Here is a 25,855-nt window from a genome sequence, read left to right on the forward strand (position 1 = left end):
GCGCGATTTTCAAGCCCTGCGGATAAGTTCCTGTACCGCCGTGGAGTCGCGTCATGATCGTCGCGCTGCTCAACCAGAAGGGCGGTGTCGGCAAGACGACGTTGGCGCTTAATCTCGCGGGAGAATGGGCGCGGTGCGGCAAGCGTGTGACGCTCATTGACGCCGATCCGCAAGGTTCGGCTTTGGACTGGTCGGAAGCCCGCAGCCGGGAAGGCCTGCCGAGATTGTTCGGAGTGGTCGGGCTTGCCCGCGACACCCTTCACCGGGAAGCACCGGATCTCGCCAAGAACGCCGACCATATCGTCATCGACGGACCGCCCCGCGTTGCCGGGTTGATGCGCTCGGCGCTGCTGGCTGCCGATCTGGTTCTGATCCCCGTGCAGCCATCGCCGCTCGACGGTTGGGCGTCGGCGGAGATGCTTGCCCTCGTCAACGAAGCGCGCATCTACCGGCCACAGCTGATGGCGCGCTTCGTTCTCAATCGTTGCGCTGCCCGTACTCTGATCGCCCGGGATACGGCTGAAGCTCTTTCGGACAACGATCCTCCAGTTCTTTTCCAAACCGTCGGTCAGCGTGTTGCCTTTGCGAGCGCTGCGCAGTCCGGACGCCTCGTCAGCGAACTGGACAAGGAGACGCCGGGTGCCAGGGAAATCGCAGCCTTGGTCTCAGAGATTGACAGGCTCGGGATTGAAAGGTCCGGCTCATGAGCAAACAGTCCACCCGCAAAGGCTTTGCATCACGGCCAGCCGATCCGGAGCGTTGGGTAAAGGCTGCTGAACGGAAAACAGACGCCGCCGATGCGAGCGTATTTACCGCGCGCCTCACCATCGACGTGACACCCGATCAGCGCGCGCGGATCAAGATCGTGGCCTTCCAGCGCGGGGTCACAGTTGCCGACATGCTGCGCGAGTTGCTCTCGCGTGAATTTCCAATCACCGACGGAGATATGCCATGAGCGAGAAACCGCGCTGTAGTTGGATGGGCCATCCGCTCCCCGACGAGGTCACCGCGGAGATGACCTTGGTCGAACTCACCTGGAAAAAAGGCAAGATCGAGCACTGGATCCGTTTCGGCTGCCAGTCCTATGAGCACATTCTCAACGGCAGCTCCCGCATCGTCGGTTTCTCGCCCGGGTCGATATTCTGTTTTGTCCGGTGGGCGGCGAACGGCTACGGCACGGTGGTCTCCCGCATCGATATCCTGAGTGCAGTCGGACGCGGCGCCCCTTACCAGACATTGCCCTTCGTGCGCCCCGGTGGGGAATTGCTTTTGAAGATCCATGGCTGGCCGAAGGTCGAGCGGGTGCTGCAGGCGATCGATGCGATCGAGGCGCTCGCCATCGATCCCGCGGATGCCTCACCGGACTATTGGCGTCATCTTCACAACCGCCTGACCGTCGGCGAGGAAGCCCATCCCTATACGCGGCCCGAGCATCATGCCTGGCTCAAACGGCGGCGGGTACAGTGATGCGCAGACGCTGGCTCATCTTCGCGGCGACTGCCCTGTCCGCGGCACTCCCCCTGGCACCGGTGGTCTTCGATTGGCAACCACGCCTGATCTGGAATGCGTCGGCCAGTGTGCCGGTCGGGCTCTATTTTGCGCAACCCGTAGGTCAGTTGAAGGTCGGCGACCTGGTTGCCGTTACGCCGCCCACGGCACTCACCGACTTCCTCGCTGAGCGGGAATACCTTCCGCGCGGTATCCCTTTGATCAAGTACGTGCTCGTGCTGCCCGGAACCGGTGTCTGTCGCAACGGGGCGACGATCTTCGTCGGGGGCAAGCCGTATGGGCAGGCGCGGGAACGTGACCGGTTGGGCCGTTCTCTGCCGCGCTGGCAGGGCTGCCGCGGGCTGGGTGAGGGCGAAATCTTTCTCATGAACCCGGACGCGCCGGACAGTTTTGACGGCCGATATTTCGGGCCGCTTCCGGTCACCGTGATTTCCGCAAAGCTCACGCCGGTCTGGACTGAGGAGTCTGCTCGCCTCACGCAATTCCAGAACCGTCGCAGTACTTCTCGATCGAGCGGGTAGGAGTAATGCCATGCGTCACGCTGCCTTCCTTCTCCTTACCGGCCTGTTCTTCGATTGCATTTCGGCAGATGTGGTGTCGGCGGGAACCGCAACGTCCGGGCAACCGATACCAGGCGATCCATATACCGCTCACTTCGCAGAAGCTTCGCAGCGTTTTGGCGTTCCGGCGCATTGGATCCGAGCGGTCCTGGACATGGAAAGCGACGGCAATCCGAATGCCGTCTCCGCCGCCGGCGCCATGGGACTGATGCAGCTGATGCACGGAACCTGGGAGGAGATGCGCGGTCGATACGGTCTTGGCGCCGATCCGTATGAACCGCGCGACAACATCCTCGCGGGCACGGCGTATCTCCACGAGATGTTCGATAGGTACGGCGATATCACTGGCATGCTGGCTGCTTACAATGCCGGCCCAACGCGCTACGACGCCTATCTGAAAGCCTGTCGAGCGTTGCCATCCGAAACGCGGACCTATGTCGCGCTGCTCGCCCCGACACTCGGCGACCAACCCCTCCCGGACGCTGACGGAGCATCCGTGTGTTCCCAGGATTGGCGTGACGCACCGCTCTTTGCGGGTCTCAAGATCGCCAACACATCTGCAAATCGGCAGCAACTCGATGGCAGGTCCAGTGCTGCGCCGAATGCAGCTGAAACAGGCCGCAGGTACCCGCGCTCCGGGACGGCTGGAACGCTGTTTGTCTCCAGATCTTCCAGAGAGGGTCTTCGATGAGCGCAGTCGACGGAGCCCGCACTCTGGAGTGCTCCCGCGCAGGACAGAGCGGATTAGGGCCGGCGGCGTGTGACGCGGCCGGTGGATGGCGAGATAAAAGGGCGCAAGGTGCGCTTGGGCCGGTCGGTTGTTTTTGCTGGTCTTTTTGCTTCGTGGCGCAATGTGCCGTGAAAATCCGCAATGTGTGCCAACTGCTTATCTCCCTGACTTTGCTTGGATCTTTACACATTGCGGAGATGTCACATGTCCGATGAGCACGATTTCCGCATCCGGCCCGGGCGCGTCCGATCATCGCGCGCGCAGCGGGCCCGCCCGTTCATTGCCCAGGCACTGGCGGCTGCCCAGAAGGCTGGTGGACATGTGTCGCGCTCGGGCCGGATCAGCACCGGCAGGCACTCGCATTTCGGACGTGGCCGGAGGGCAAGTGTTCTGGCCAATCGCTTGCTGACCGGAAGATCCCGTGTCGTCGTCATCAAAACCCGGGTGGTTCGCCATTCGGCACGATCCGCACCGCTTGCCGCACACCTCAAATATCTCGGCCGGGAAGGGGTGACGCGGGACGGGGAAAAGGCTCGGGTGTTCGGTCCCGGCGACGATGCTGTCGATCCGAAGGAGTTTGCCGAGCGTTGCCAGGATGACCGGCATCATTTCCGTTTCATTGTCTCGCCGGAAGACGCCTCAGACCTCGCCGATCTGAAATCCTTCAGCCGGGACTTGATGCGACAGATGGAAAAGGACCTCGGCATAGACCTCGACTGGGTCGGCGTCGATCACTGGAATACGGACAATCCCCATGTCCATATCATCCTGCGCGGAAAGCTTGATGACGGCCAGGACCTGGTGATTTCCCGCGACTATATCAAGGAAGGCATGCGCGCCCGCGCCCAGGATCTGGCGACACTGGAGCTTGGACCGCGCACCGACCTCGAAATCCGAAACCATCTGCAGTGCCAGGTCGAGGCCGAGCGCTGGACCCAGCTTGACCGTCAGCTTCTTCGAGACGGCCGCAGGACCGGTATCATTGATATGGCGCCCGACCCGGACCGGGCGCCGGATGAATACCACGCCCTGAAGGGCGGACGTTTGCGCAAGCTGGAAACGCTTGGCCTGGCCGATCAGGTTGGTCCCGGTCAATGGGTGATTGGCGAGGGCGCAGAGGCGACGTTGCGTGAACTCGGCGAACGTGGAGACGTCATCAAGCGGATGCACTGGGCCCTGACTGGTCGGGGTATCGAGCGTGGATCAGCAGGCTACGTTCTCGCCGCCGAAAATCTGGACACGCCCGTCATCGGCCGCCTGGTCGAGCGCGGTCTCGACGATGAACTGAAAGGGTCCGCTTATGCCGTCGTCGACGGTGTCGACGGGCGGACCCACCACATCAGACTTCTCGACATTGACGCTGCCGGCGACAGCGCGCCGGGGTCTATCGCTGAACTCCGACAATTCACCGATGCGCGCGGGCAGCGGCGCGTTGCACTTGCGGTCCGCTCCGATCTCGACATCGAGCGGCAGGTCACCGCCTCGGGAGCCACTTGGCTCGATCGTCAGAACATTGCCCGCGAACCTGTTGCGCTCTCGGAGGGTGGTTTCGGTGCCGAGGTCAGAGACGCTCTCGAGCGCCGGGCAGAGAATCTGATCGAGGAGGGCCTTGCTGAGCGCAAGGGACAGCGTGTCACCTATGCGCAAAATCTTATCGAGACGCTACGTCGCCGCGAGCTTGATGCCCTTGGGACGAAACTCGCAAGTAATGCCGGACTGCCGATTACTCGTGTGAGCACCGGCGAGTATGTCGCCGGCACTTATCGTCAACGCTTTGACCTCGCCTCGGGACGTTTCGCAATGATCGATGACGGTCTTGGTTTCCAGCTCGTGCCGTGGACGCCTTCGCTCGAAAAACAACGCGGCCTTCATGTCTCGGGTGTTGCCCGCTCGGATGGTGGTGTGGACTGGGGCTTCGGGCGCAAGCGAGGGCTTGGGCTCTAAAAACCAATCAATCAGGACGGCCACAATGTCTGCGACAAAAATCCTCTGGGGCCAACTTTTGGCGGTCTCTCTCATTGTGGTGTTCACCACCTGGGGCGCAACGCAATACGTTGCCTGGAAACTGGGCTTTCAGGGGCAGCTCGGAACTCCCTGGTTCGAAGTGGCCGGTTGGCCAATCTACTATCCTCCGGCCTTCTTCTGGTGGTGGTACTTCTATGATGCGTATGCGCCGAACGTCTTTCTGCACGGCGCCGTCATCGCTGCTTCCGGCGGATTTCTGTCTATTGCCGTTGCCATAGGCATGTCGGTCTGGCGGGCGCGCGAAGCAAAACGCGTTGAGACCTACGGGTCTGCTCGTTGGGCCGAAAGGCAAGAGGTGCGAGCGGCAAACCTTTTCAACCCTGACGGCGTCATTCTAGGCTGCTACGAAGAGAACTATCTCCGTCATGATGGTCCGGAACATGTGCTCTGCTTCGCCCCTACCCGATCCGGCAAGGGCGTCGGACTGGTTGTGCCTTCGCTGCTGACATGGCCGGGCTCGGCCATCGTCCACGATATCAAGGGAGAAAACTGGCAGCTCACCGCCGGTTTCCGCGCGAAGCACGGTCGGGTGCTGCTGTTCGACCCCACCAACTCGAAATCGGCCGCCTACAATCCGTTGCTCGAAGTCCGCCGCGGCGAATGGGAAGTGCGGGACGTTCAGAACATCGCGGACATCCTGGTGGATCCGGAAGGGTCGCTCGAAAAGCGGAACCACTGGGAGAAGACGTCCCATGCGCTTCTCGTCGGCGCGATCCTGCATGTCCTCTATGCCGAGAAGGACAAGACACTGGCGGGTGTCGCGGCTTTCCTGTCCGACCCTAAACGTCCGATCGAGTCGACCTTGTCCGCGATGATGAAGACCGCCCATCTGGGGGAAGCCGGACCGCATCCGGTGATTGCCAGTGCGGCGCGCGAGTTGCTGAATAAATCTGAGAACGAGCGCTCCGGGGTATTGTCAACAGCCATGTCGTTCCTTGGACTTTATCGGGATCCCGTTGTGGCTGAGGTGACACGCTGTTGCGACTGGCGGATCAAGGACTTGGTGAATGGCAATCTGCCCACAACGCTCTACCTTGTGGTGCCGCCATCGGACATCAATCGCACCAAGCCGCTGATCCGTCTGATCCTCAATCAGATCGGCCGCCGTCTGACGGAAGACCTGCGGGCAAACTCCGACCGTCACCGTCTGCTTTTGATGCTCGATGAGTTTCCGGCTCTGGGCCGACTGGATTTCTTCGAGTCGGCCCTTGCCTTCATGGCCGGCTATGGCCTCAAGAGCTTCCTGATCGCGCAATCTCTGAATCAGATCGAGAAGGCTTACGGACCCAACAATTCGATCCTCGACAATTGCCACGTTCGCGTCAGCTTCGCCACGAATGACGAGCGGACGGCCAAACGCGTTTCGGATGCTTTGGGCACTGCTACAGAGATGAAGGCGATGAAGAACTATGCCGGTCACAGGCTGAGCCCCTGGCTCGGTCATCTCATGGTCTCCCGGTCCGAGACCGCACGCCAGTTGTTGACCCCAGGCGAAATCATGCAGCTTCCGCCAACTGATGAGATTGTCATGGTTGCGGGCACGCTGCCGATCCGGGCGAAAAAGGCGCGCTATTACGAAGACAAGCGGCTCATCGAACGTATCCTGCCGCCGCCTGAACCGGCTTCGCCTGTCCAACGACAGACCGATGATTGGAGCGACCTGCCGGTTTCTGCCAGCTCCGAAGCCAGCCAACAAACGTCGGAAAAGATGGGAGAGGACGAGGATCCAACCGGATCCGAACGCCGACACCAACCGGAACTTAACAGAGCTGAGGCTGTCGAACAGAAGGAGCCGGTCAAAAATGAATTCGAGGTCGATCTGACTGACGACTATGAGGATGACACCGCCCGGACCAGCCGGATGATCCGGGTCATGCAAGGTGTGGCACGGCAAGTCTCGCTTGATCCCGGCGATGGCATGGAGCTTTGACGGCAATGGCAGCTCGCAAGAAGAAGGCCCAGATTTCTGCCTATCTCGACCAGGACGTCATGAAGATGCTGTCCGATTACGCTGCGCGCCGGGACCTCTCGCAGTCATTGGTCGTCGAGGCTGCCATTGCGTCCTTTTTGTCGCCGGACGCAGATGAGCGACGCGAGGCGGCTATCACCAAACGCCTCGACCAGATCGACCGGCGGTTGACCAGGTTGGAGCGCGATCTCGGGATTTCTGTCGAGACACTCGCCATATTCGTTCGCTTCTGGCTTGCGACAACACCTGCGCTACCGAAACCGACCGCACAGGCCGCGCGCGCCAAGGCTGGAGAACGGTACGATACCTTCGTCACTGCGCTTGGGAGACGATTGGCCAAGGGGCCTAAGCTCAGGCAAGAGATTGCAGAGGATGCTCCAGGCGAGTCAGATTAGGGCTGTCCAACAAGGGTAGCCGCGCCCGGGTTTGAAAGGGTGTTGCGTTTCGATCTCGACGCGTCCTCGCAGCATGCTCTTGTACCATTTGACAACGGGGAAATATGCTTAAGATGACAGGCAGAAAAGCGTCCCCGTTTCTGTCGTTCGCCTATTCTTAGCTTAGCCCTGAAAGCAGCCGTTCGTTGCGGGGTGATCGAATGGCGGGTTCGCGAAAGAGGTCCGTCCAATCGTCGCAAAAGTATCTATTTTGCGGCGTCGCAAATATCAGGCGCGCAATCGCTACAAAACTCGGGACTTTCGCGACAGAAGATCGCCGAGAGCTACTAGAGTGTGGTTCTTGACAATCTCACGTGAATTTTGCGATAGTGATATTGCGCGCTACGTAGGGTGCACCGGCTCCGGGCCGACTGGGCAATGCCCGCCTGCGAACTTCAAAGGTAGCGCCTATGCCAAACCTCGAAAACTTTAAGAAGCAAGCCAAGCAGTATTTGCGCTGGCATCGCGAGCGATACTATCCGGTGGCGGCCCAAATCAGGGCTGCTTTGCCACGATTTCAGCACCTCAACGATACTCAGATACTTGAATCCAGCTTCAAGCTAATGGACGCGCAAGAACTTGTCGCACGTCAATTGGGATTCGAGGGATGGCAGGCGCTCAAGTCCGGAGCCCATGCCATGACCACTCAAAGCAAACAGACTGCACCTCGCCCCGTTCTGAGTTCCACCTCCGCGCAACTGTTCGTCTCCGACATCAATGCGTCGTGTGACTTTTTCGCGGACAAACTCGGCTTTGCAATCGACTTCGTTTATGGGGACCCACCGTTCTACGGACAGGTTAAACGTAACAAAGCGCAGCTCGCGCTTCGGCTGGTCTGCGAACCTGTGTTTGTTGATGATATACGAGAACGCGAACATCTGCTCTCCGCCTCAATTACGGTCGATACCGCAAGCGAGATCAAGCAACTCTTTCTGGATTTCCAAGCCTCCGGAGTGGATTTTCACCAGACGCTTAAGAAAGAACCTTGGGGTGCTCGAAATTTCATTGTTCTGGACCCAGACGGAAATCTCATACTGTTTGCTGGTCCGGCCGACTGAATATCCTCGAATCTCCGCCCACCACCCTGGATTGTCGCAGAACTCCTGGTTTTTGCAGTAGAACCGGACCGATTGAAAAGCCTTCGGTATTTTTGTCGCAAAAGTCGGGCGCAAAAGTCGATATTTTGTGCCCGACTTTTGCGACAGGTTTCTGATGCAAATTCTGGAAAGCTGACTTTCATTGGTCACGTCACAAATGACAGCAATGGGCCGATTGCTACTATGCGCCTCCCAAGCGCGAATGTCCGCTTCGTTTATTGGCGAGGCCAAACCTACCTGTCGCCTCCCGGCCCCGAGACGGTCGTTTACAAGAACTCTAAAAGGACTTGTCAGCGATAGCCCCGCCGCCATTTTCCTGTCTTTGCACGCCACACTACTCCTCCGTTAAACAGCTATTGAACCTCTCCAAAATCAGGTTCTTTTAATCATCCCCGTCTGGGGGCATTCCTGCCATCCCCGGCATCAACGGGGATCCCATGGCACCATCACATCAAAATCCGGAAGGCCAGGCACGCGGCGCACGTATGCTCCGCACGGCGCTCGGGTCCGCGATCACCCGTCTTCTGGAAGATCCTGCCGTAATCGAGGTGATGCTGAACCCGGACGGGCGTGTCTGGATTGACCGCCTCTCCGAAGGTCTCACCGGAACCGAAGAGTGGTTGTCACCGGCCGACGGCGAACGCATCGTGCGCCTGGTCGCGCACCATGTCGGCGTTGAGGTGCACCACGCTGCGCCGCGTGTTTCGGCCGAACTCCCCGAGACGGGAGAACGGTTCGAGGGCCTTCTTCCTCCTGTCGTTGCCGCACCCACCTTCGCCATCCGCAAGCCCGCCGTCGCTGTTTTTACCCTTGAGGACTACGTTGCCGCCAGGATCATGACGCCGGCACAGGCCGAGACACTCCGCTCGGGCGTCGCGACACGCGCAAACATTCTCGTCGCCGGCGGAACCAGCACCGGCAAGACCACGCTGACCAACGCGCTTCTGGCCGAAGTCGCCAAAACTTCCGACCGTGTGATCCTCATCGAGGACACCTGCGAGCTTCAGTGTGCGGCCCCTAATCTCGTTGCCATGCGCACCAAGGACGGCATCGCCTCGCTGTCCGATCTCGTCAGATCGTCCCTCCGCCTCCGCCCTGATCGCATCCCGATCGGCGAGGTGCGCGGACCTGAGGCCCTGGACCTCCTGAAGGCCTGGGGAACCGGACATCCCGGCGGCATCGGCACGATCCACGCCGGTTCCGCCATCGGGGCCCTGCTCCGGCTCGAGCAACTCATCCAGGAAGCCGTCGTCACCGTTCCACGTGCCCTGATCGCGGAGACGATCGACCTCATTGCCGTCCTAGCAGGCCGCGGTTCGCAGCGGCGTCTCGTGGAGCTCGCCCGCGTCGAGGGCTTTGGTCCCGACGGCGACTACCGCGTTTCCCCGGCCGTTCCCACAACTTCCTCCCATTCAGGAGATCATCCATGATCCGGACCATCCTTCGTACACGTCGTCCTATCGCGACTGCCGTCGCTGTGCTTCATATCAGCCTGCTCGCGGTTCCTGCCGCCCACGCTGCCGGATCCTCCATGCCCTGGGAAGCGCCACTGCAGTCGATCCTGGAATCCATAGAGGGCCCGGTCGCCAAGATCGTCGCGGTGATCGTCATCATCGTGACGGGCCTGTCGCTGGCCTTCGGCGATACGTCCGGCGGCTTCCGCCGCCTGATCCAGATCGTCTTCGGCCTGTCGATTGCCTTCGCCGCCAGTTCCTTCTTCCTGTCGTTCTTCTCCTTCGGTGGCGGGGCGCTTGTCTGATGGCGGAGACCTTCGAACATCGTGATCAGGTGCCGGGTTTCACGGTGGCGGTGCACCGGTCCTTGAGCGAGCCGATCCTGCTCGGAGGCGCGCCTCGGGCAATCGCGATCCTGAACGGCACTTTGGCAGGGGCCGTCGGTCTCGGTCTGCGCCTCTGGCTCGTTGGGCTTGCCATCTGGCTGATTGGGCATCTGGCCGCGGTCTGGGCCGCAAAGCACGATCCGCTCTTCGCCGAGGTCGGTCGCCGGCATCTGCGCTTTCCCGCACATCTGAGCGTGTGAGCGGAGGCCCTGCCGATGATGAACCTCGCCGAATACCGCACGCGTAACTGCCGCCTTGCCGACTATCTGCCCTGGACAGCGCTGGTCGAGAAGGGCGTGGTGCTTAACAAGGACGGCAGCTTCCAGCGAACAACCCGTTTCCGTGGACCGGATCTCGACAGCGCCGTTCCTGCCGAACTCGTCGCGGTTACCGGCCGTCTCAACAATGCCTTCCGCCGTCTCGGGTCCGGATGGGCCATCTTTGTCGAGGCACAGCGTCATGCTGCCAATCACTACCCTGACAGCAGCTTTCCGGATGTGGCCTCCGCACTGGTCGACGCGGAGCGCAAGGCAAGTTTTGAAGAAGCCGGTGCGCATTTCGAGTCGAGCTATTTTCTGACCTTCACCTATCTGCCGCCAGCCGAAGAGGCCGCTCGCACGGAACGTTGGTTGTTCGAAGGCAGGGAGACGAATGACATCAACCCGCAGGAGGTGCTTACCGGTTTCATCGACCGTACCGACCGGATCCTTCAGCTGATCGACGCTTTCATGCCCGAATGCGTCTGGCTCGATGACGCCGGGACGCTGACCTATTTGCATTCGGCGGTCTCGACCAACCGGCACACTGTTCGCGTGCCGGAGACACCGGTCTATCTGGATGCACTGCTTGCGGATCAGCCGCTTGCCGGCGGCCTGGAGCCAAGGCTCGGAGACAAGCATCTGCGGGTCCTGACGATTTCCGGGTTTCCGACGGCGACCACGCCCGGTCTGCTTGACGACCTCAACCGGCTGGCCTTTCCCTATCGCTGGTCAACCCGCGCGATTTTGTTGGACAAGACGGACGCAACAAAACTCCTGACCCGGATCCGGCGCCAGTGGTTTGCCAAGCGCAAATCCATCGCCGCGATCCTGAAGGAGGTGATGACCAACGAGCAGTCGGCACTCGTCGACACCGACGCCGCGAACAAGGCGGCTGATGCCGACCTGGCACTGCAGGAACTCGGCGCGGACCATGCCGGCATCGCTTATGTCACGGCGACCGTCACGGTCTGGGATACGGACAGCAAAATCGCCGACGAGAAGCTGCGGCTCGTGGATAAGGTCATGCAGGGCCGAGATTTCACGTGTCTGCCGGAGACTATCAACGCAGTCGACGCTTGGCTGGGCAGCCTGCCGGGGCACGTCTATGCCAATGTCCGCCAGCCACCGATCTCAACTCTCAATCTCGCCCACATGATCCCCTCAAGTGCGGTGTGGGCGGGGCCGGAGCGGGACGAGCATCTTTCGTCTCCTCCCTTGCTCTACGGCAAGACGGAAGGCTCGACCCCGTTCCGGTTTTCCCTTCATGTCGGCGATGTCGGCCATACGCTGGTCGTCGGCCCGACAGGGGCGGGCAAGTCCGTCCTCTTGGCGCTGATGGCACTGCAGTTCCGGCGTTATAGGAACTCCCGGGTATTCGCCTTCGATTTCGGGGGATCGATCCGTGCAGCGAGCCTCGCCATGGGCGGTGACTGGCATGATCTCGGCGGCGGCCTCACCGAAGGCCGAGACGTATCGCTGCAGCCTCTTGCCCGGATCGATGCCGCCGCCGAGCGCTCCTGGTCCGCCGACTGGATCGCTGCCATCCTCATGCGCGAAGGCGTCACCGTCAACCCGGACGTCAAGGAGCATATCTGGACGGCGCTGACGTCGCTTGCCTCCGCGCCGGTAGGCGAGCGAACGCTCACCGGACTTTCCGTACTGCTCCAGTCCAACGATCTCAAACAGGCCATGCGTCCCTATTGCATCGGCGGGGCCCATGGCCGGCTGCTCGATGCGGAAGGCGAGAACCTGGGCTCAAGCAGCGTTCAGGCCTTCGAGACCGAGGGGCTGATCGGGACCGGTGCGGCACCCGCCGTGCTCGCCTATCTGTTCCACCGGATCGAGGATCGGCTAGACGGATCGCCCACCCTGATCATCATCGATGAAGGCTGGCTGGCGCTCGACGACCAGGGTTTTGCGGGTCAGCTCCGGGAATGGCTGAAGACCCTTCGCAAGAAGAACGCCTCCGTCGTCTTTGCCACGCAGTCTCTGTCCGACATCGACGGCTCTGCTATTGCGCCAGCCATTATCGAGAGCTGCCCGACACGGCTCCTGCTGCCGAACGAACGCGCAATCGAGCCGCAGATTGCCGGAACCTATCGCCGTTTCGGTCTCAACGACCGCCAGATTGAGATCCTCGCGCGGGCGACACCCAAGCGCGACTATTACTGTCAGTCCCGGCGCGGCAACCGGCTCTTTGAACTGGGCTTGTCCGAAGTCGCGCTGGCCCTTTGCGCGACCGCCTCGAAGACCGATCAGACAGTCATTGCCGGCATTCTCGCGGCTAACAGCCGTGAAGGTTTCCTCGATGCCTGGCTGCGGCACCGCGGTCTTCCGTGGGCGGCCGATCTGATCCCCGACCTCACCAACCTGGAGACCTCCTCATGACGTTCCGCCGATCCCGTGCCGTTGTCGCTGCTGCCGCAATTCTGAGTGCGCCATTTCTCAGCTCTGTCACGTTCGCCCCGCCGGCTTTTGCCTGGCGTGTCGTGTTCGATCCGTCGAACTATGCCCAGAATGTGCTGACGGCGGCACGGACGCTGGAGCAGATCAACAACCAGATCGTCCAGCTTCAGAACGAAGCGCAGATGCTGATCAACCAGGCTCGCAATCTGGCCAGCCTTCCTTATTCGGCTTTGCAGCAGCTCCAGCAATCCGTGCAGAGGACGCAGCAGCTTCTTGAGGAGGCTCAGAACATCGCTTTCGACGTCCAGCAGATCGATCAGCTGTTCCAGCAGCAATACGGCAATATCGATCTGAGCGCGAGCGAACAGCAGCTGGTCGCCGGTGCGCGTAGCCGCTGGCAGAACACGGTCGGCGGCCTTCAGGACGCCCTGCGCGTGCAGGCCGGCGTCGTCGGCAATATCGAGACCAACCGCGCGCAGATGTCCGCGCTGATCGGACAGAGCCAGGGGGCGACCGGAGCACTTCAGACAGCCCAGGCCGGCAACCAGCTCCTCGCGCTCCAGGCGCAGCAGCTTTCCGACCTCACCGCAGTCGTCGCTGCCAATGGCCGGGCGATCGCCTTGAGTGAAGCGGAACGAACGGCCGCGGCCGAACAAGGCCGCATCCAACGCCAGCGCTTCCTGTCGCCGGGCTCCGGCTACCAGCCCGGCAACGCGCGCATGTTCAATAACTGATCTTTCGGGAGGAATTTTCCATGGACGGCAGGATGCTGGCCCGGTTGGCAGCAATCGTTTTTGTTGCAATCGCCATCACCGCGAGCCTGATCGAGATGTCCCGCAAGGACGATCCGGCGCCCAAGCTGACTGCGCCGGCTACACAGCCTTCCGACGATACTGTGCGTGCCGATCTGCGCCGCTGTCAGCAGATGGGCAGAGCTGCGGTCGATGACCAAGACTGTCTGGCAACCTGGCAGCAGAGCCGGGACCGGTTTCTCGGTCGGGGTCCTCGAACCGGCGAGGGACGTTGATCCATGGGCGGCACGGGTGTCATCGACAACTTCCTCGGGGTCTTCACCAGCTACATCGACAGCGGCTTCGGTCTGCTCGGTGGTGAGGTCGCCTTTATCGCGACAACGCTCATCGTCATCGATGTGACGCTGGCCGCGCTCTTCTGGTCCTGGGGCGCCGAGGACGACATCATTGCCCGTCTTGTGAAGAAGACGCTGTTTGTCGGCATCTTCGCTTATCTGATCGGCAACTGGAACAATCTCGCACGGATCGTCTTCGAGAGCTTTGCCGGGCTCGGCCTGATGGCCTCCGGCACCGGATTTTCCGCCGCCGATCTGGTGCGCCCGGGCAAGGTGGCGCAGGTGGGTCTCGATGCCGGAAGGCCGCTGCTGGAGTCGATTTCCGACCTGATGGGCTGGGTCGCCTTTTTCGAGAACTTCATTCAGATCGCCTGCCTGCTCTTCGCCTGGGCGCTCGTCATCCTGGCCTTCTTCATCCTTTCCATCCAGCTCTTCGTCACCCTGATCGAGTTCAAGCTGACGACCCTGGCAGGTTTTGTGCTCATTCCCTTTGGGCTGTTCGGCAAGACAGCCTTTCTGGCCGAACGCGTGCTCGGCAATGTCATCTCTTCCGGCATCAAGGTGCTGGTGCTGGCCGTCATCATCGGCATTGGCTCGACGCTGTTCGCGCAATTCACTGCCGGTTTCGGCAGTATCACGCCGACCATCGACGAGGCGATGGCCGTGGTGCTTGCGGCTTTGTCCCTGCTCGGCCTCGGGATCTTCGGTCCAGGCATCGCGAACGGTCTCGTCTCCGGCGGACCGCAGCTGGGTGCAGGATCCGCTGTCGGCACCGGCCTTGCGGTTGGCGGTGCTGCTGTCGCCGGAGTAGGGGCTGCTGGATTGGCAGCTCGTGGAGGCGCGCTCGCCTTGTCCAGGACCGCGGCGGCCGCACGCGGCGGTGCTGCCATCGCGGGTGGAGCGTCAACAGCCTACGGACTCGGATCGGCCGGGCAATCAGGCACAAGTGGTGTCGCCTCCGGCATCAGTGCTGTGGCAAGTGCTGGAGCGCGAGCCGCAGCATCGCCGCTCAAAAGACTGCAGTCAAAGGCAGCGGAAAGTTTTCAGGCGAGCCATCAATCCGGAGCCCGGACGGCCTTCGAGGCAACGGGCGGCACGGTTGGCAACACAGATAGTTCAGACGCCTCGTCTGCGTCTCCAGCACCCGCAGTACCTGCCGCCGCCGATGGCCCGCCGGCCTGGGCAAAACGCATGAAGCGTTCCCAGCAACTTTCCCACGGTGTTTCCGCAGCCGCTCATGCCGTCCGTTCGGGCGATAGTCACGGGGGCGGTGCTTCCATCAATCTTCAGACAGGCGACCGCTCATGAGCCTCTTCAAACGATCTACCGTTCACTACGGCAAATCCCCAGAGCCCGTAACGCCCTACCAGAAGGCCGCCCAGGTCTGGGACGAGCGCATCGGCTCGGCTCGCGTTCAGGCAAAGAACTGGCGGCTGATGGCCTTCGGCTCTCTCATCCTCTCCGGTGGTTTTGCCGCGGCACTCATCTGGCAGACCGTCGACGGCTCCGTCGTGCCCTGGGTGGTGCAGGTGGACAAGCTTGGTGAGGCGCAAGTTGTAGCGGCCGCCACCGCCGATTATGAACCGTCCGATCCACAGATCGCGTTTCATCTGGCGCGGTTCATCGAGAAGGTCCGCAGCATTCCGGCCGATGCCATCATCGTCCGGCAGAACTGGCTCCGGGCCTATGAGTTCACCACCGACCGCGGGGCGCTCGCGCTCAACGACTATGCGCGGTCAAACGATCCCTTCGCCCGGGTCGGCAGGCAGCAGATCGCGGTCGAGGTTTCCAGTGTCATCCGGGCCTCGCCGGGAAGCTTCCGCGTCGCCTGGACAGAGCGGCACTATGAGAACGGACAGTTATCCGCGACAGAGCGCTGGACCGCGATCCTGACCATCGTCATCCAGCCGCCCCGCGATGCAGCACGGCTGCGGGCCAATCCGCTCGGCATCTATGTCAACGCCATCAACTGGTCGCGGGAGATGGGGCAATGAAGACGGCTTTGCGTAAACCCGCGCTTCCGGCATTCCGGTTCTCCGCAAGTGCGGCAGTCCTTCTTTGTGCAACCGCGTTGGCGAGCTGTGCCACCTACAAGCCTCCGCAGATCAGCTACGATGCCAGCGTGCCGCCCCTGCCGGCGGTACCAAAAACTGCGAGCGACGATCGGCCCAAGCCTCTTCATGTGCCTCCGGCCTGGACCCCGGCAAAAGGAGGCGACGCGGCAACAACGTCAGCCGGCAGGATCGAGAATGCCAATGCGGCTGCGCGCATCGAGCCGCGCCGCGAAGGCTACTACAATGCCATCCAGATCTATCCCTGGTCGGAAGGGGCGCTCTATCAGGTCTATACGACTCCCGGAAAGATCACTGACATTGCGCTGGAACCGGGCGAAGCCCTGACTGGCGCCGGCCCGGTCGCGGCCGGCGATACGGCCCGCTGGATCATCGGCGATACCACCAGCGGCTCCGGCGAAGAGCCGCAGGTCCACATCCTCGTCAAACCGGCGCGCCCGGACATAGAGACCAATCTAGTCGTCACCACCGACCGGCGGGTTTACAGGATCGAGCTGCGCTCAGGCGAGGGTTTCTATATGCCCGCGGTCGCCTGGAACTATCCGCAGTCTTCGTTTTCACAGCGTCCCGTCGTCCCGACAACGCCTCGCATTCCGGCGCTCGCGGCACGGAACTATCGATATGCGCTCACCGGCGACACTCCGCCCTGGCGCCCGGTCTCCATCTATGACGATGGCAGGCGGGTCTATGTCGAATTTCCGGGTGGAATCGTCCAGGGGGAGATGCCGCCGGTCTTCGTTCTCGGGCCCGACGGAAACCCGGAAATCGTCAACAGCCGCGTTTACAGGAATATCCTGATCGTCGACCGGATATTTGGGGCTGCGGAACTCCGGTTTGGCAGCGGCAAGCACCAGCAGACGGTCAGGATTGTTCGGACCGATGGAAAACGCCATGACCTGACAAAGGGACATGGTGCTGGTGAGCCTTCAGAGCAACCAACGATCGGCGATGGAGGTGAGGGGGCATGAGCAGTCCGCAGCAGAATAGGGAAGACGACGATCCTCACCCGAACGCTGACGTCAGGGCGGCAATGCGTTTGCGAGTGGATCCGCCGCGGGTGACGCGTCTCTCGCGCAAGGTGCTGGCAGGGGTCGGGTTCGTTGCCTTGCTCGGCATCGGAGGGGCTTTGATCTACGCGCTCCAGGCACCGGACAGGAGGGGCGGCAGCGAGGAACTGTTTTCGACGGAAAACCGCAACACCGCTGACGGATTGAGTACCCTGCCGAGCGACTATGCCGGCCCGGTTCTAGGACCGCCCTTGCCGGGAGATCTAGGCCGGCCGATCCTCAAGGCGCAGGAACGCGGTCAGCCGGTCGTGCCTCCAGCGATCCAAACGCCCACGCTCGATGAACAGGAACAGCGCCGTCTTGCCGAGGTAGAGGCTGCCCGCACCAGCCGGGTCTTCTTCCAGACGGGACAGGCGGCATCGGGCGGAGCAAGGCTGGGTACAGTGCCGTCGATCGGCGGCAGTGTTTCAGGTGGAGTTTCGGCACAAGACAGCAATCTTGCGTTTTTGAATGCGTCCGTGGACCGACGGACCACGGCATCCGATCGCGTTACGGCACCGGCATCGCCCTATGTGCTGCAGGCCGGGTCCGTCATTCCCGCTGCACTCATCACCGGGATCCGCTCCGACCTGCCCGGGCAGATCACCGCCCAAGTCACGCAGCATGTCTATGACAGTCCAACCGGAAGACTGCTCCTGGTCCCTCAAGGCACGCGCATCGTCGGCGAATATTCCAACGATGTCGGGTTCGGTCAGCGCCGTGTGCTGCTCGTCTGGAACCGGCTGATCCTCCCGAACGGCCGCTCCATCGTGCTCGAACGCCAGCCGGGAGCGGACCCAAGTGGCTATGCCGGTCTGGAAGACGGTGTGGATTACCACTGGTGGGATCTCGCCAAGGCGGCCGGGCTGTCGACGCTGCTTAGCGTCGGTGCGGAACTCGCAGCAAGTGACGACGACCGCCTGGTTCAGGCGGTCCGTGAAGGTGCCCAGGACACGATCGATGATGCCGGGCAGCAGATCGTTCAGCGCCAGTTGCAGGTCGCGCCCACGCTGACGATCCGGCCGGGGTTCCCGGTGAGGGTGATCGTCACCCGTGATTTGGTGCTCGAACCTTACGGAGGATGACCATGGTGAGACTGAAGCTGGGGCCGTTACCGGACGACAAGCCGGTCAAGGTGAGTGTGGAACTGCCGGCGAAGCTGCATCGGGATCTGGTGGACTATGCCGAGATTCTCGGTCGGCAGAGCGGGCAGACCGTCGAGGATCCTTCTAGGCTGATCGTTCCGATGCTGGAACGGTTTATTGCGACGGATCGTGGGTTTGCGAAGGCGCGTCGGATTCTTAGTCACGGCCGGCAGGTGAGGGATAGCGTTCTTCCAGGAGAGCAATGAAGTTGCTCAAAGCCGGATTGTTGTTGTCGCTACGCCAACGCGCGGAAAAGCTGATGCGGTTTGCGCCAGTCCCGTCACGGACTTCGAGAAACGAAACGCCGGGAAAACTGGACCCCAGGCTTGCTTCGAGAATGAGGCTTATGCCGAAACCGGCTGAGACCAGACCTTTGATATTTTCCTGGCTGACATTGTGGGCAACCAACTTTGGTTGTCCGCCGAGCAGCGCAAGCTTGGAAACAAGGACATCTCGCAATTCAGGACCTGGATCATGATCGCTAATAAGGAAAGTTTCGTCTTTCAGGTCGGTCCAATGGAGGACTTTGTTTTGAGCTAGCGGATGCGTGCTGGGCATGAGGACCATAATACGTTCTGTCCAAAGAGACTTTGCGCCAACTTCTCCAGGAGAAGGATCGCCAGTGACTATGGCTATATCCAGGAAACCGCCAGCAAGATCAGACAAAAGACGCGAGCGCGAAGCTTCAATCGTGAGGATCTCCATATTGGGGAACCTTGTTGCAAATTCTGTGAGCCTTGCGCGTAATTTGCCCATCGAGAGGGACGTATAAAATCCAAGACGAAACTGTCCCGTATTGCCTCGGCTTAGCTCCTGGGCGTTTAGTGTCATTTGGTCCAATGACTGGATGAGATAGCGGGAAGTCTTCACGATCTCGGCACCCGCCTCTGTTAAGCGCGCACCGCCACTCGTTCGTTCGAAAAGGATCAGACCCAGACGAGCTTCCATCTGAGAAATGGTCCGACTGAGTGTCGATTGCTTCACTCTGAGCGCGAGTGCGGCTTTTCTGAAACTTCCATGACTTTCGACCGCCACAGCGTGGCGCAGGTGTCTTATTTCTATCGGCCCTGCGAGGCGTCTTTTGTGTTTCAAAGAATCAACCGACTTCAATTTCTTGCCCAGTTTTCCATGTCGCTCCTGTTAATTGTGAATGCTCTGGAACATCGTTAGCTCAATCGGGGATTTGGAAGATTAGAGTCGGCGACTGCGTGAAATCGAGAACACACCCTGCTCAGGGTTCTCGCAACATCCTCTCCCCGATCACTTGGCCGTGGATCAAGCCCCGGCACATAGCGAGAGAACGTATCGAACACGGTCAAAACGCGGATTTTCGATCAGTTGCGTGCTGGTCATGCATGAAGTCCATAGCCCAACGTCATTCGGCCCGACGGCCGATTGGCGATCTTCCTGAAGCGTTGCTTTCATCCGGCGCTCCAGAAACTTGTTCCTCATTGGAGGCCCAACTCGTTGTAGATCTGACGGGTTTTCTTCTGACTGATCATCCAGCACTCTCGGCACAGCAATACATCCAAGCATTGCTATCCGAACCGGATATGCCTCTGACAAATCTCTCTGATCCGCTGTTCCAAAGCGGCCTGACCGGGCCGACGGGATCTGTAACGTTTGTTCGTTGGGTCAAGCCGGTTCACCGCGTAAGTTCGGCAAACGGAAACCTACCACCCGAACGCAACTCATCGACTACGTTCTCTTCCGAGTAGGTCTATGATGCTCAAAAAGCCATGTTGATGTCCCTTTCATGTGACCTCCTCTCAGGCTCAATTGTTTTGGCGGACCGGCACATGATGCCGATGCAATTCGAGAGCTGAGTATAGTCTTGGGTGCTTTTCCAAAACATACCTCATGTGCCCCATCGCCGACGTAAATAAACTTTCTCCATATGCCTCCAGAAATGATAGATGTAGTGGAAAAGGTCAAAAATATACCTGCACCTTTCAATATGATATCAGATCGACCTTGGATCAATTTTAATAAATCCATCATCTAGTCTTGGTTCGTGTTTTGAAAGACGTGCAGCTCAGGTTCACGAAACTAGTTGCAAGCTCCCAGTGCAATTGCAATTCCTTGGCCAACTCCGATGCACATGGTCGAGAGGGCATAACGGCCGTTTTTCTCCGACAGTTCCAGAGCCGCCGTGCCGGTGATCCGGGCGCCGGACATGCCGAGCGGGTGGCCGAGGGCGATGGCGCCGCCATTGGGGTTCACCCGCGGATCGTCGTCGGCGATGCCGAGATCGCGCAAGGTGGCAAGCCCTTGGGAAGCGAAAGCCTCGTTCAGTTCGATCACGTCGAAGTCCGCCTGCGCCAGGCCGAGCCGCGCCATGAGCTTTTTGGAGGCGATCGCCGGACCGAAGCCCATGATCCGGGGCGCCACGCCGGCGGTCGCGCCGCCGAGCACCTGGACAATCGGCTTGAGGCCGTATTTTGCTGCCGCTTCGCCGGAGGCCACGATCAGGGCCGCCGCGCCGTCATTGACGCCGGAGGCATTGCCGGCCGTAACCGAGCCGCCGTCCCGGAAGGGTGCGCGCAGCTTGGCGAAACCTTCGAGCGTCGTTTCCGGGCGCGGGTGCTCGTCGATATCGATGATGACGGGGTCGCCCTTGCGCCTCGGGATCGAGACGGGCGTGATTTCGCGGGCGAGCCTGCCATTGTCCATCGCGGCCTTGGCTTTCTGCTGGGAGCGAAAGGCGAAGGCGTCCTGATCGGTCCGGGAAACGTTGAAATCCTCGGCGACGTTTTCGCCGGTTTCCGGCATGCTGTCGACGCCGTATTGGGCTTTCATCAGCGGGTTGACGAAGCGCCAGCCGATGGTGGTGTCGTGGATTTCGCTGGTGCGGGAAAAGGCACTTTCGGCCTTGGGCATGACAAACGGCGCGCGCGACATGCTCTCGACGCCTCCGGCGACGATCAGTTCGGCCTCGCCGGCCTTGATCGCACGGGCGGCGGTGATGACGGCATCCATGCCCGAGCCGCACAGGCGGTTCATCGTGGTGCCCGGCACCGTTTCCGGGTAGCCGGCGAGCAGAAGAGACATGCGCGCCACGTTGCGGTTGTCTTCGCCCGCCTGGTTGGCACAGCCGAAGATCACCTCGTCGATCGCCGCGAGATCCAGGCCCGGGTTGCGGGCCGCGAGCGCCTTGAGGGGGATCGCGCCGAGGTCGTCGGTGCGCACCGGGGCGAGGGCACCGCCGAAGCGGCCGATGGGTGTGCGGATGTAGTCGCAGATAAATACGTCTTGCACAGGTCTTTCCTCAGTCCAGAGCGGGTACGGTCAGGTCGGCGGGGTCGCCCTCGAGATGCAGCGGTGCTCCGGTCACGTCCTGCAATTCCTCCAGTGTCATTCCGGGAAGCTTTTCGCGCAGGACGAAATGACCGTCGACGATGTCGACCACGGCAAGGGAGGTGTAGACGCGGGTGACGCAGCCGACGCCGGTGAGCGGGAAGGTGCAGGTTTCGACCAGCTTCGGCTTGCCGTCCTTGGTGACGTGGTCGGTGACGACCGCGACCCGCTTGGCGCCGTGGACGAGGTCCATCGCGCCGCCGACGGCGGGCACGCCCTTCGAGCCGACACGCCAGTTCGCCAGATCGCCGTTCTGGGCCACCTGGTAAGCGCCGAGGACCGCAAGGTCGAGATGGCCGCCGCGCACCATGGAGAAGCTGTCGGCATGGTGAAAGAAGGAGGCACCCGGTTTCAGCGTGATCGCCTTCTTGCCGGCATTGATCAGGTCCCAGTCCTCTTCGCCCTCTTTCGGAGCTCCGCCGAACCCGAGCACGCCGTTTTCGGTGTGATAGATCACGTCCCGGCCTTCGGGCTGGAACTTGGCGATCATTTCGGGAAAGCCGATGCCGAGGTTGACATAGGCGCCGTCCTCGATGTCCTGGGCGGCGCGCCAGGCGATCTGGGCGTTGGTGAGTTTCGTATAGGCCATCAGTAAACCACTCCCGCGCGGACGAGCACTTCTTCCTGTTCAGGTTCCGGAACTGCGACCAGTCCGTCGACGAAGATGCCGGGCGTGACGACGGTTTCGGGGTCGATGCCGCCGGGTGCGACCAGATGGCTGACCTGGACGATGGTGCGGTCCGCGGCCATGGCCATCAAAGGGCTGAAGTTGCGGCCCGCACACCGGTAGGTGAGGTTGCCGAGCGTGTCGCCGACCTGCGCCTTGATGATCGCAAAGTCGGCTTTCAGCCAGCGTTCGCGCACATACATCTTGCCGTCGAATTCTTCCGTGGGCTTGCCTTCCGCCAGCTCGGTGCCGAAGGAGCTCGGCGTGTAGAAGGCGGGGATGCCGGCACCGGCTGCGCGGATGCGTTCCGCGAGTGTGCCTTGGGGAACGAGCTCCAGCTCGATTTCACCGGCCAGATATTTTTCGTTGAAGGCTTCCGCATTCGACGAGCGCGGGAAGGAGCAGATCATCTTGCGGACCATGCCGGCCTTGATCATCGCGGCGATGCCGATGCCGCCGTTGCCCGCATTGTTATTGATCACCGTCAGGTCCCTGGGGCTGCCGGTTTCGCGGAAACGGTCGATCAGGGCGTGGATCAACTCGATCGGCGCGCCGGAGCCGCCGAAGCCGCCGATCATCAGTCGGGAACCGTCCTTTATGTCCGCGACCGCAGCCGTAAGGGACGTTATTGTCTTATCCATGGAAACCTCCTCGGTTGAGGATTGTCTAGGCCCGCTGCTTCGGTTCGGCCAGTCAATTTGTTCGCATGTTGACATTTGTTCAAATAGAACTGAATTTTGTGCGCATGTTGAACAAACCGACGGATCACATCGCTTCGCTCGCCAAGGGACTGAGGGTGATCGAGTGTTTCGGGGCCGACACCCCCCGTCTGTCGATATCCGATGTCGCCGACGCCACGGGGCTGGACCGGGCGACCGCGCGCCGCTGCCTGCTCACCCTTCATCACGAGGGGTATGCGGACTACGACGGCAAGTTCTTCACGTTGACGCCACGCGCGCTCCGGCTGGGTCTCGGGGCGCTCGCCTCGCTGCCGCTGCCGCAGGTGGTGCAGCCGTGGCTCGACCAGCTTACCGAGCAGATCTGCCAGTCCTGCTCGGTATCGATCCTCGACGGCACGGAAATCGTCTATCTGGCGCGGGCCGCGCAGAAACGGGTGATGTCCATCGGACTGACGCCCGGCTCACGGCTGCCCGCGCATTGCACGTCGATGGGCCGCGTGCTGCTGGCGGCGCTGCCGGAAGAAGAGGCCCGGGCACTCGTGGAGCGCTCGGACCTGACCCCGCGCACGGCGCTGAGCCTGACCGATCCGGACGAGATCATGAACCGTATCGGTGAAACGCGCACGCAAGGCTTTGCCGTCATCGATCAGGAAGTGGAGATCGGCCTCAGGTCGCTCGCCGTGCCGGTCTACGATAGCCGCGACCGGGTGGTGGCGGCGCTCAACACGGGCATGGCCGCCGCGCAGGCGAGCCTGGACGACCTCGTCGCCATCTACCTGCCGGCGCTCCTCAAGGTGCAGTCGGGCGTGCGGCGGGTGCTGCACTAGGTCTTTCAGTCCTTGTCGTCCGGTTCCTGTTTGAGCATTACGCTTTCCGGCGAGAGTTCGGGGCGGGCCGGCCAGCGAGTTCGACAGCAGCGTTGATGCGGATGCCCGTTATGCACAGCAGTTCGGCGATGATCTGCTGCTTGCTACTTTCAGGAAAGCCACCGCTGGTAATATCCATATTGGCTCCGATTAGCGCATGAGTGTTGATCAGAGCTCGGAGTTCAACCCACTGAAGCTGGATTTTTGATCCTACCAAGGGGATCGCACTGGACTTCTCTAGACCTGAGAAACCGATGGATAATGCCTGCATATAGGCGGTAAATGGATGGTTCGAACAGAGTTCCTGGACTTGTATTGGTTCTGACCCTTGCGGACTCCCGCGAAAATTTGGAGGTTTGGCGTAGACATTACTATGAGGATCAGCCTCGCTTTGCGATCAGAATCAATGTTCCGAATGCGCTGTATTATCCCAGTCATCTCCAGCCCGGAACCGTGATACTAGATGGAGAACTCCATGATCCTGTGGTTCCTACTTGGGGATTGGAGCACTGGTCAGGTAAGAACCTATTCATCGCGTCTCTAGTTGAGTGCTTCCGTTAATTCAATTCTATCTTAAGCGTAATGCACAAACTTCCCTCTCACCTCCCAGTTGATCGTAGCTTATTGCTAAAAACATCTCATTCCAGAGAGCGAAGAATAGATGGAGAGATTTTTTTAAATTTGGTGCAGCAAGTTAGGCTAACCATACCACGTCCCGTAATTCCAGAAGGAAACGCTTATGGTGGCGTCCTTACGGCTTACACTGTGAACGTCGTCACAACTGCTTCAGATTCCAGTTAAGTTGATGGTTCGGCGCTGGAGCCGGTTGCTGAGTGCGTGCTCAGGGGCACTATAGATTTAGTTAGTTCTCTGATCGTTGACGACGCTAATATCTTTGAAAGGCTCTATGTGGCTATGATTCCAGGTAAGAGACATATTGCGGTGCAGCATCCAGATCGCATTCCGCAGCTTATTATATTTGATTGCGATGGTGTGCTTGTGGATTCCGAAACGATCTCCAATCGGCATCTTCATAGATTTCTGCTTTCACGCGGCGCTGACATATCCTTTTCCGAATGTTGCGACAGGTTCATAGGAAAAAGCAGGCATGATGTCGAAAGGTATTTATCGGAACAAGGCTTGAAAGTGCCCGAAAATTGGTTGGTTCCGTTCTCGAAGGAATTGATAGCTTCGTTGAAGAGCGAAATAAAGCCAATTAAAGGTGCAAAAAAGGCGCTGAAAGTACTAAAGAATCATGAAGTAAAATTTTGCGTTGCTTCAAATGGATTGATGGAAAAGATGTGCGCAACGTTGGAGACAACGGGTATGCTTCCTTGGTTTGAAGGCAATATGTTCTCGGCGCATGAAGTTGGAGCAAGCAAGCCTGCCCCGGACGTGTTTCTCCACGCTGCGCAAGCAAATCGTATCCTGCCTGAGCATTGCCTGGTTGTAGAAGACAGCTCCAGTGGTTTTGAAGCCGCCGCAAGAGCGGGCATGTCGTGTCTCGCTTATGTGCCGAAAGAAACGAAGTCGACCCCAGATCTTTTCGGTGCACGGCAATTTGGCGACATGGCACTGTTGCCGTCCGAATTAGGGATCGCCTAAGTAATAAATTAGATTTGTTCATAATTTTATTTCTTTGTCGCCAGTAAGCCTTTTTTTGATAAAGTATTAATGTCCTGCTTGTGAGATCGTCTTGCGGTTGAGAAAATTCGACATCAGTGGAAAAGCAAAAAGAGATATCGCCATCTTCATCTGAAGGGTCGGCATCCTCCTCAATCCGCTTGCCTCCAAGCCCGGTGCGCACGGCGCGTGCCACTGGCTCCGGATGGCCGAATTCCACTACGCTTCGTGTCTGAACGAAACCGGGAGATGTCAAGCTTGTGCCCTGTCAGACTTCTTAGGCGAAGGTACCTGTCGGATAATTCATTCAACAAAGTCCCGGTGTCGTAATTACGCTTTTCAGTTATGATTCTGGCTGTTTCCCGCGAACGGGTTGGCATCGACCCACCATCGAGTGGAGTTTTCGTCCGATGCTCCAATTTCCGGAAAATCCCTAAAATCTCCGTGCAAACCCAGGAAATCCGGGGGTCCGGACATAATTT

27 protein-coding genes and 1 pseudogene are annotated in these 25,855 nt (G+C 60.2%); 22 read left to right on the top strand and 6 right to left on the bottom strand.

The genetic code is table 11. The features are described from left to right. Nucleotides 1–53 precede the first annotated feature (53 nt). From parA to FIU93_RS06900, 20 genes are all read left to right on the top strand, one after another. Nucleotides 54–707 carry a ParA family partition ATPase gene (gene parA / locus FIU93_RS06805; RefSeq protein ID WP_152505155.1) on the top strand — a complete coding sequence of 218 codons (654 nt, stop codon included), beginning with the start codon at nucleotides 54–56 and terminating at the stop codon, nucleotides 705–707. Next, nucleotides 704–955 carry a hypothetical protein gene (locus FIU93_RS06810; protein WP_152505156.1) on the top strand — a complete coding sequence of 84 codons (252 nt, stop codon included), beginning with the start codon at nucleotides 704–706 and terminating at the stop codon, nucleotides 953–955. Before parA ends, FIU93_RS06810 begins: the two co-directional genes overlap by 4 nt. A gap of 23 nt (nucleotides 956–978) precedes the next feature. Continuing rightward, nucleotides 979–1,467: a DUF2840 domain-containing protein gene (locus FIU93_RS06815; protein ID WP_269586233.1), complete on the top strand. Its 489-nt coding sequence runs from the start codon at nucleotides 979–981 to the stop codon at nucleotides 1,465–1,467. Further along, nucleotides 1,467–2,030 (top strand): S26 family signal peptidase, encoded by a 564-nt coding sequence (locus FIU93_RS06820; RefSeq protein WP_152505158.1) that lies wholly within the window; start codon nucleotides 1,467–1,469, stop codon nucleotides 2,028–2,030. The genes FIU93_RS06815 and FIU93_RS06820 overlap by 1 nt, the downstream gene beginning before the upstream one ends. A gap of 10 nt (nucleotides 2,031–2,040) precedes the next feature. Then, nucleotides 2,041–2,760, top strand: a complete 720-nt coding sequence (locus tag FIU93_RS06825) for a lytic transglycosylase domain-containing protein (protein ID WP_152505159.1) — start codon at nucleotides 2,041–2,043, stop codon at nucleotides 2,758–2,760. Nucleotides 2,761–3,003: 243 nt separating this feature from the next. Then, nucleotides 3,004–4,743, top strand: a complete 1,740-nt coding sequence (locus FIU93_RS06830) for a VirD2 family relaxase/mobilization nuclease (RefSeq protein WP_152505160.1) — start codon at nucleotides 3,004–3,006, stop codon at nucleotides 4,741–4,743. A 25-nt stretch (nucleotides 4,744–4,768) separates the two neighbouring features. After that, nucleotides 4,769–6,754: a conjugal transfer protein TraG gene (locus FIU93_RS06835; RefSeq protein WP_152505161.1), complete on the top strand. Its 1,986-nt coding sequence runs from the start codon at nucleotides 4,769–4,771 to the stop codon at nucleotides 6,752–6,754. A 5-nt stretch (nucleotides 6,755–6,759) separates the two neighbouring features. Then, entirely contained in the window at nucleotides 6,760–7,188 is a 429-nt protein-coding gene (locus FIU93_RS06840) for a CopG family transcriptional regulator (RefSeq protein ID WP_152505162.1), read from the top strand. A gap of 449 nt (nucleotides 7,189–7,637) precedes the next feature. Beyond that, nucleotides 7,638–8,285 (top strand): VOC family protein, encoded by a 648-nt coding sequence (locus tag FIU93_RS06845; RefSeq protein ID WP_152505163.1) that lies wholly within the window; start codon nucleotides 7,638–7,640, stop codon nucleotides 8,283–8,285. Nucleotides 8,286–8,761: 476 nt separating this feature from the next. Continuing rightward, nucleotides 8,762–9,754 carry a P-type conjugative transfer ATPase TrbB gene (gene trbB / locus FIU93_RS06850; RefSeq protein WP_152505164.1) on the top strand — a complete coding sequence of 331 codons (993 nt, stop codon included), beginning with the start codon at nucleotides 8,762–8,764 and terminating at the stop codon, nucleotides 9,752–9,754. After that, nucleotides 9,751–10,083, top strand: coding sequence for a TrbC/VirB2 family protein (locus FIU93_RS06855; RefSeq protein ID WP_152505165.1), 333 nt, complete (start codon nucleotides 9,751–9,753; stop codon nucleotides 10,081–10,083). Before trbB ends, FIU93_RS06855 begins: the two co-directional genes overlap by 4 nt. After that, complete coding sequence (locus tag FIU93_RS06860; protein ID WP_152505166.1) at nucleotides 10,083–10,364, top strand: VirB3 family type IV secretion system protein; 282 nt, start codon at nucleotides 10,083–10,085, stop codon at nucleotides 10,362–10,364. Before FIU93_RS06855 ends, FIU93_RS06860 begins: the two co-directional genes overlap by 1 nt. A 15-nt stretch (nucleotides 10,365–10,379) precedes the next feature. Next, nucleotides 10,380–12,812: a conjugal transfer protein TrbE gene (gene trbE / locus FIU93_RS06865; protein ID WP_152505167.1), complete on the top strand. Its 2,433-nt coding sequence runs from the start codon at nucleotides 10,380–10,382 to the stop codon at nucleotides 12,810–12,812. After that, nucleotides 12,809–13,564, top strand: coding sequence for a P-type conjugative transfer protein TrbJ (gene trbJ / locus FIU93_RS06870; protein ID WP_152505168.1), 756 nt, complete (start codon nucleotides 12,809–12,811; stop codon nucleotides 13,562–13,564). The genes trbE and trbJ overlap by 4 nt, the downstream gene beginning before the upstream one ends. 20 nt (nucleotides 13,565–13,584) lie before the next feature. Next, on the top strand, nucleotides 13,585–13,857 hold the full coding sequence (trbK-alt, locus tag FIU93_RS06875; RefSeq protein ID WP_152505169.1) for a putative entry exclusion protein TrbK-alt: 273 nt from the start codon (nucleotides 13,585–13,587) through the stop codon (nucleotides 13,855–13,857). Nucleotides 13,858–13,860: 3 nt separating this feature from the next. Next, nucleotides 13,861–15,225: a P-type conjugative transfer protein TrbL gene (gene trbL, locus FIU93_RS06880; protein ID WP_152505170.1), complete on the top strand. Its 1,365-nt coding sequence runs from the start codon at nucleotides 13,861–13,863 to the stop codon at nucleotides 15,223–15,225. Next, the gene (gene trbF, locus FIU93_RS06885; RefSeq protein ID WP_152505171.1) at nucleotides 15,222–15,911 is read left to right on the top strand and encodes a conjugal transfer protein TrbF; all 690 of its coding nucleotides are present in this window, start codon (nucleotides 15,222–15,224) and stop codon (nucleotides 15,909–15,911) included. The genes trbL and trbF overlap by 4 nt, the downstream gene beginning before the upstream one ends. Continuing rightward, nucleotides 15,908–16,957, top strand: coding sequence for a P-type conjugative transfer protein TrbG (gene trbG, locus FIU93_RS06890; protein WP_152505172.1), 1,050 nt, complete (start codon nucleotides 15,908–15,910; stop codon nucleotides 16,955–16,957). The genes trbF and trbG overlap by 4 nt, the downstream gene beginning before the upstream one ends. After that, nucleotides 16,954–18,120, top strand: coding sequence for a TrbI/VirB10 family protein (locus FIU93_RS06895; RefSeq protein ID WP_152505173.1), 1,167 nt, complete (start codon nucleotides 16,954–16,956; stop codon nucleotides 18,118–18,120). The genes trbG and FIU93_RS06895 overlap by 4 nt, the downstream gene beginning before the upstream one ends. 2 nt (nucleotides 18,121–18,122) lie before the next feature. Then, nucleotides 18,123–18,386: a DUF2274 domain-containing protein gene (locus tag FIU93_RS06900; protein ID WP_152505174.1), complete on the top strand. Its 264-nt coding sequence runs from the start codon at nucleotides 18,123–18,125 to the stop codon at nucleotides 18,384–18,386. Here FIU93_RS06900 and FIU93_RS06905 read toward each other — a convergent pair. The 5 genes and pseudogenes from FIU93_RS06905 to FIU93_RS06920 form a co-directional block, all read right to left on the bottom strand. Continuing rightward, nucleotides 18,337–19,215, bottom strand: a complete 879-nt coding sequence (locus tag FIU93_RS06905; protein WP_269586234.1) for a LysR family transcriptional regulator — start codon at nucleotides 19,213–19,215, stop codon at nucleotides 18,337–18,339. The genes FIU93_RS06900 and FIU93_RS06905 overlap by 50 nt on opposite strands. A gap of 179 nt (nucleotides 19,216–19,394) precedes the next feature. After that, nucleotides 19,395–19,799 (bottom strand): annotated as a pseudogene (locus FIU93_RS31670) (IS3 family transposase); the annotation flags it as partial. Nucleotides 19,800–20,229: 430 nt separating this feature from the next. Continuing rightward, on the bottom strand, nucleotides 20,230–21,438 hold the full coding sequence (pcaF, locus tag FIU93_RS06910; protein WP_152505175.1) for a 3-oxoadipyl-CoA thiolase: 1,209 nt from the start codon (nucleotides 21,436–21,438) through the stop codon (nucleotides 20,230–20,232). A 10-nt stretch (nucleotides 21,439–21,448) separates the two neighbouring features. Continuing rightward, nucleotides 21,449–22,126, bottom strand: coding sequence for a CoA transferase subunit B (locus FIU93_RS06915; protein ID WP_152505176.1), 678 nt, complete (start codon nucleotides 22,124–22,126; stop codon nucleotides 21,449–21,451). Continuing rightward, nucleotides 22,126–22,845, bottom strand: coding sequence for a 3-oxoacid CoA-transferase subunit A (locus tag FIU93_RS06920; protein ID WP_152505177.1), 720 nt, complete (start codon nucleotides 22,843–22,845; stop codon nucleotides 22,126–22,128). The genes FIU93_RS06915 and FIU93_RS06920 overlap by 1 nt, the downstream gene beginning before the upstream one ends. Nucleotides 22,846–22,949: 104 nt before the next feature. Here FIU93_RS06920 and FIU93_RS06925 point away from each other — a divergent pair, with 104 nt between their 5' ends. Then, on the top strand, nucleotides 22,950–23,711 hold the full coding sequence (locus FIU93_RS06925) for an IclR family transcriptional regulator C-terminal domain-containing protein (RefSeq protein WP_152505178.1): 762 nt from the start codon (nucleotides 22,950–22,952) through the stop codon (nucleotides 23,709–23,711). Between the two features lie 37 nt (nucleotides 23,712–23,748). Here FIU93_RS06925 and FIU93_RS31335 read toward each other — a convergent pair whose 3' ends face one another. Continuing rightward, nucleotides 23,749–23,889 carry a hypothetical protein gene (locus FIU93_RS31335; RefSeq protein WP_173013793.1) on the bottom strand — a complete coding sequence of 47 codons (141 nt, stop codon included), beginning with the start codon at nucleotides 23,887–23,889 and terminating at the stop codon, nucleotides 23,749–23,751. Between the two features lie 776 nt (nucleotides 23,890–24,665). Here FIU93_RS31335 and FIU93_RS06930 point away from each other — a divergent pair. Further along, entirely contained in the window at nucleotides 24,666–25,355 is a 690-nt protein-coding gene (locus FIU93_RS06930; protein WP_269586235.1) for an HAD-IA family hydrolase, read from the top strand. Nucleotides 25,356–25,855 lie beyond the last annotated feature (500 nt).

Source organism: Labrenzia sp. THAF35 (assembly GCF_009363595.1).
GTDB classification, from domain to species: domain Bacteria; phylum Pseudomonadota; class Alphaproteobacteria; order Rhizobiales; family Stappiaceae; genus Roseibium; species Roseibium algicola.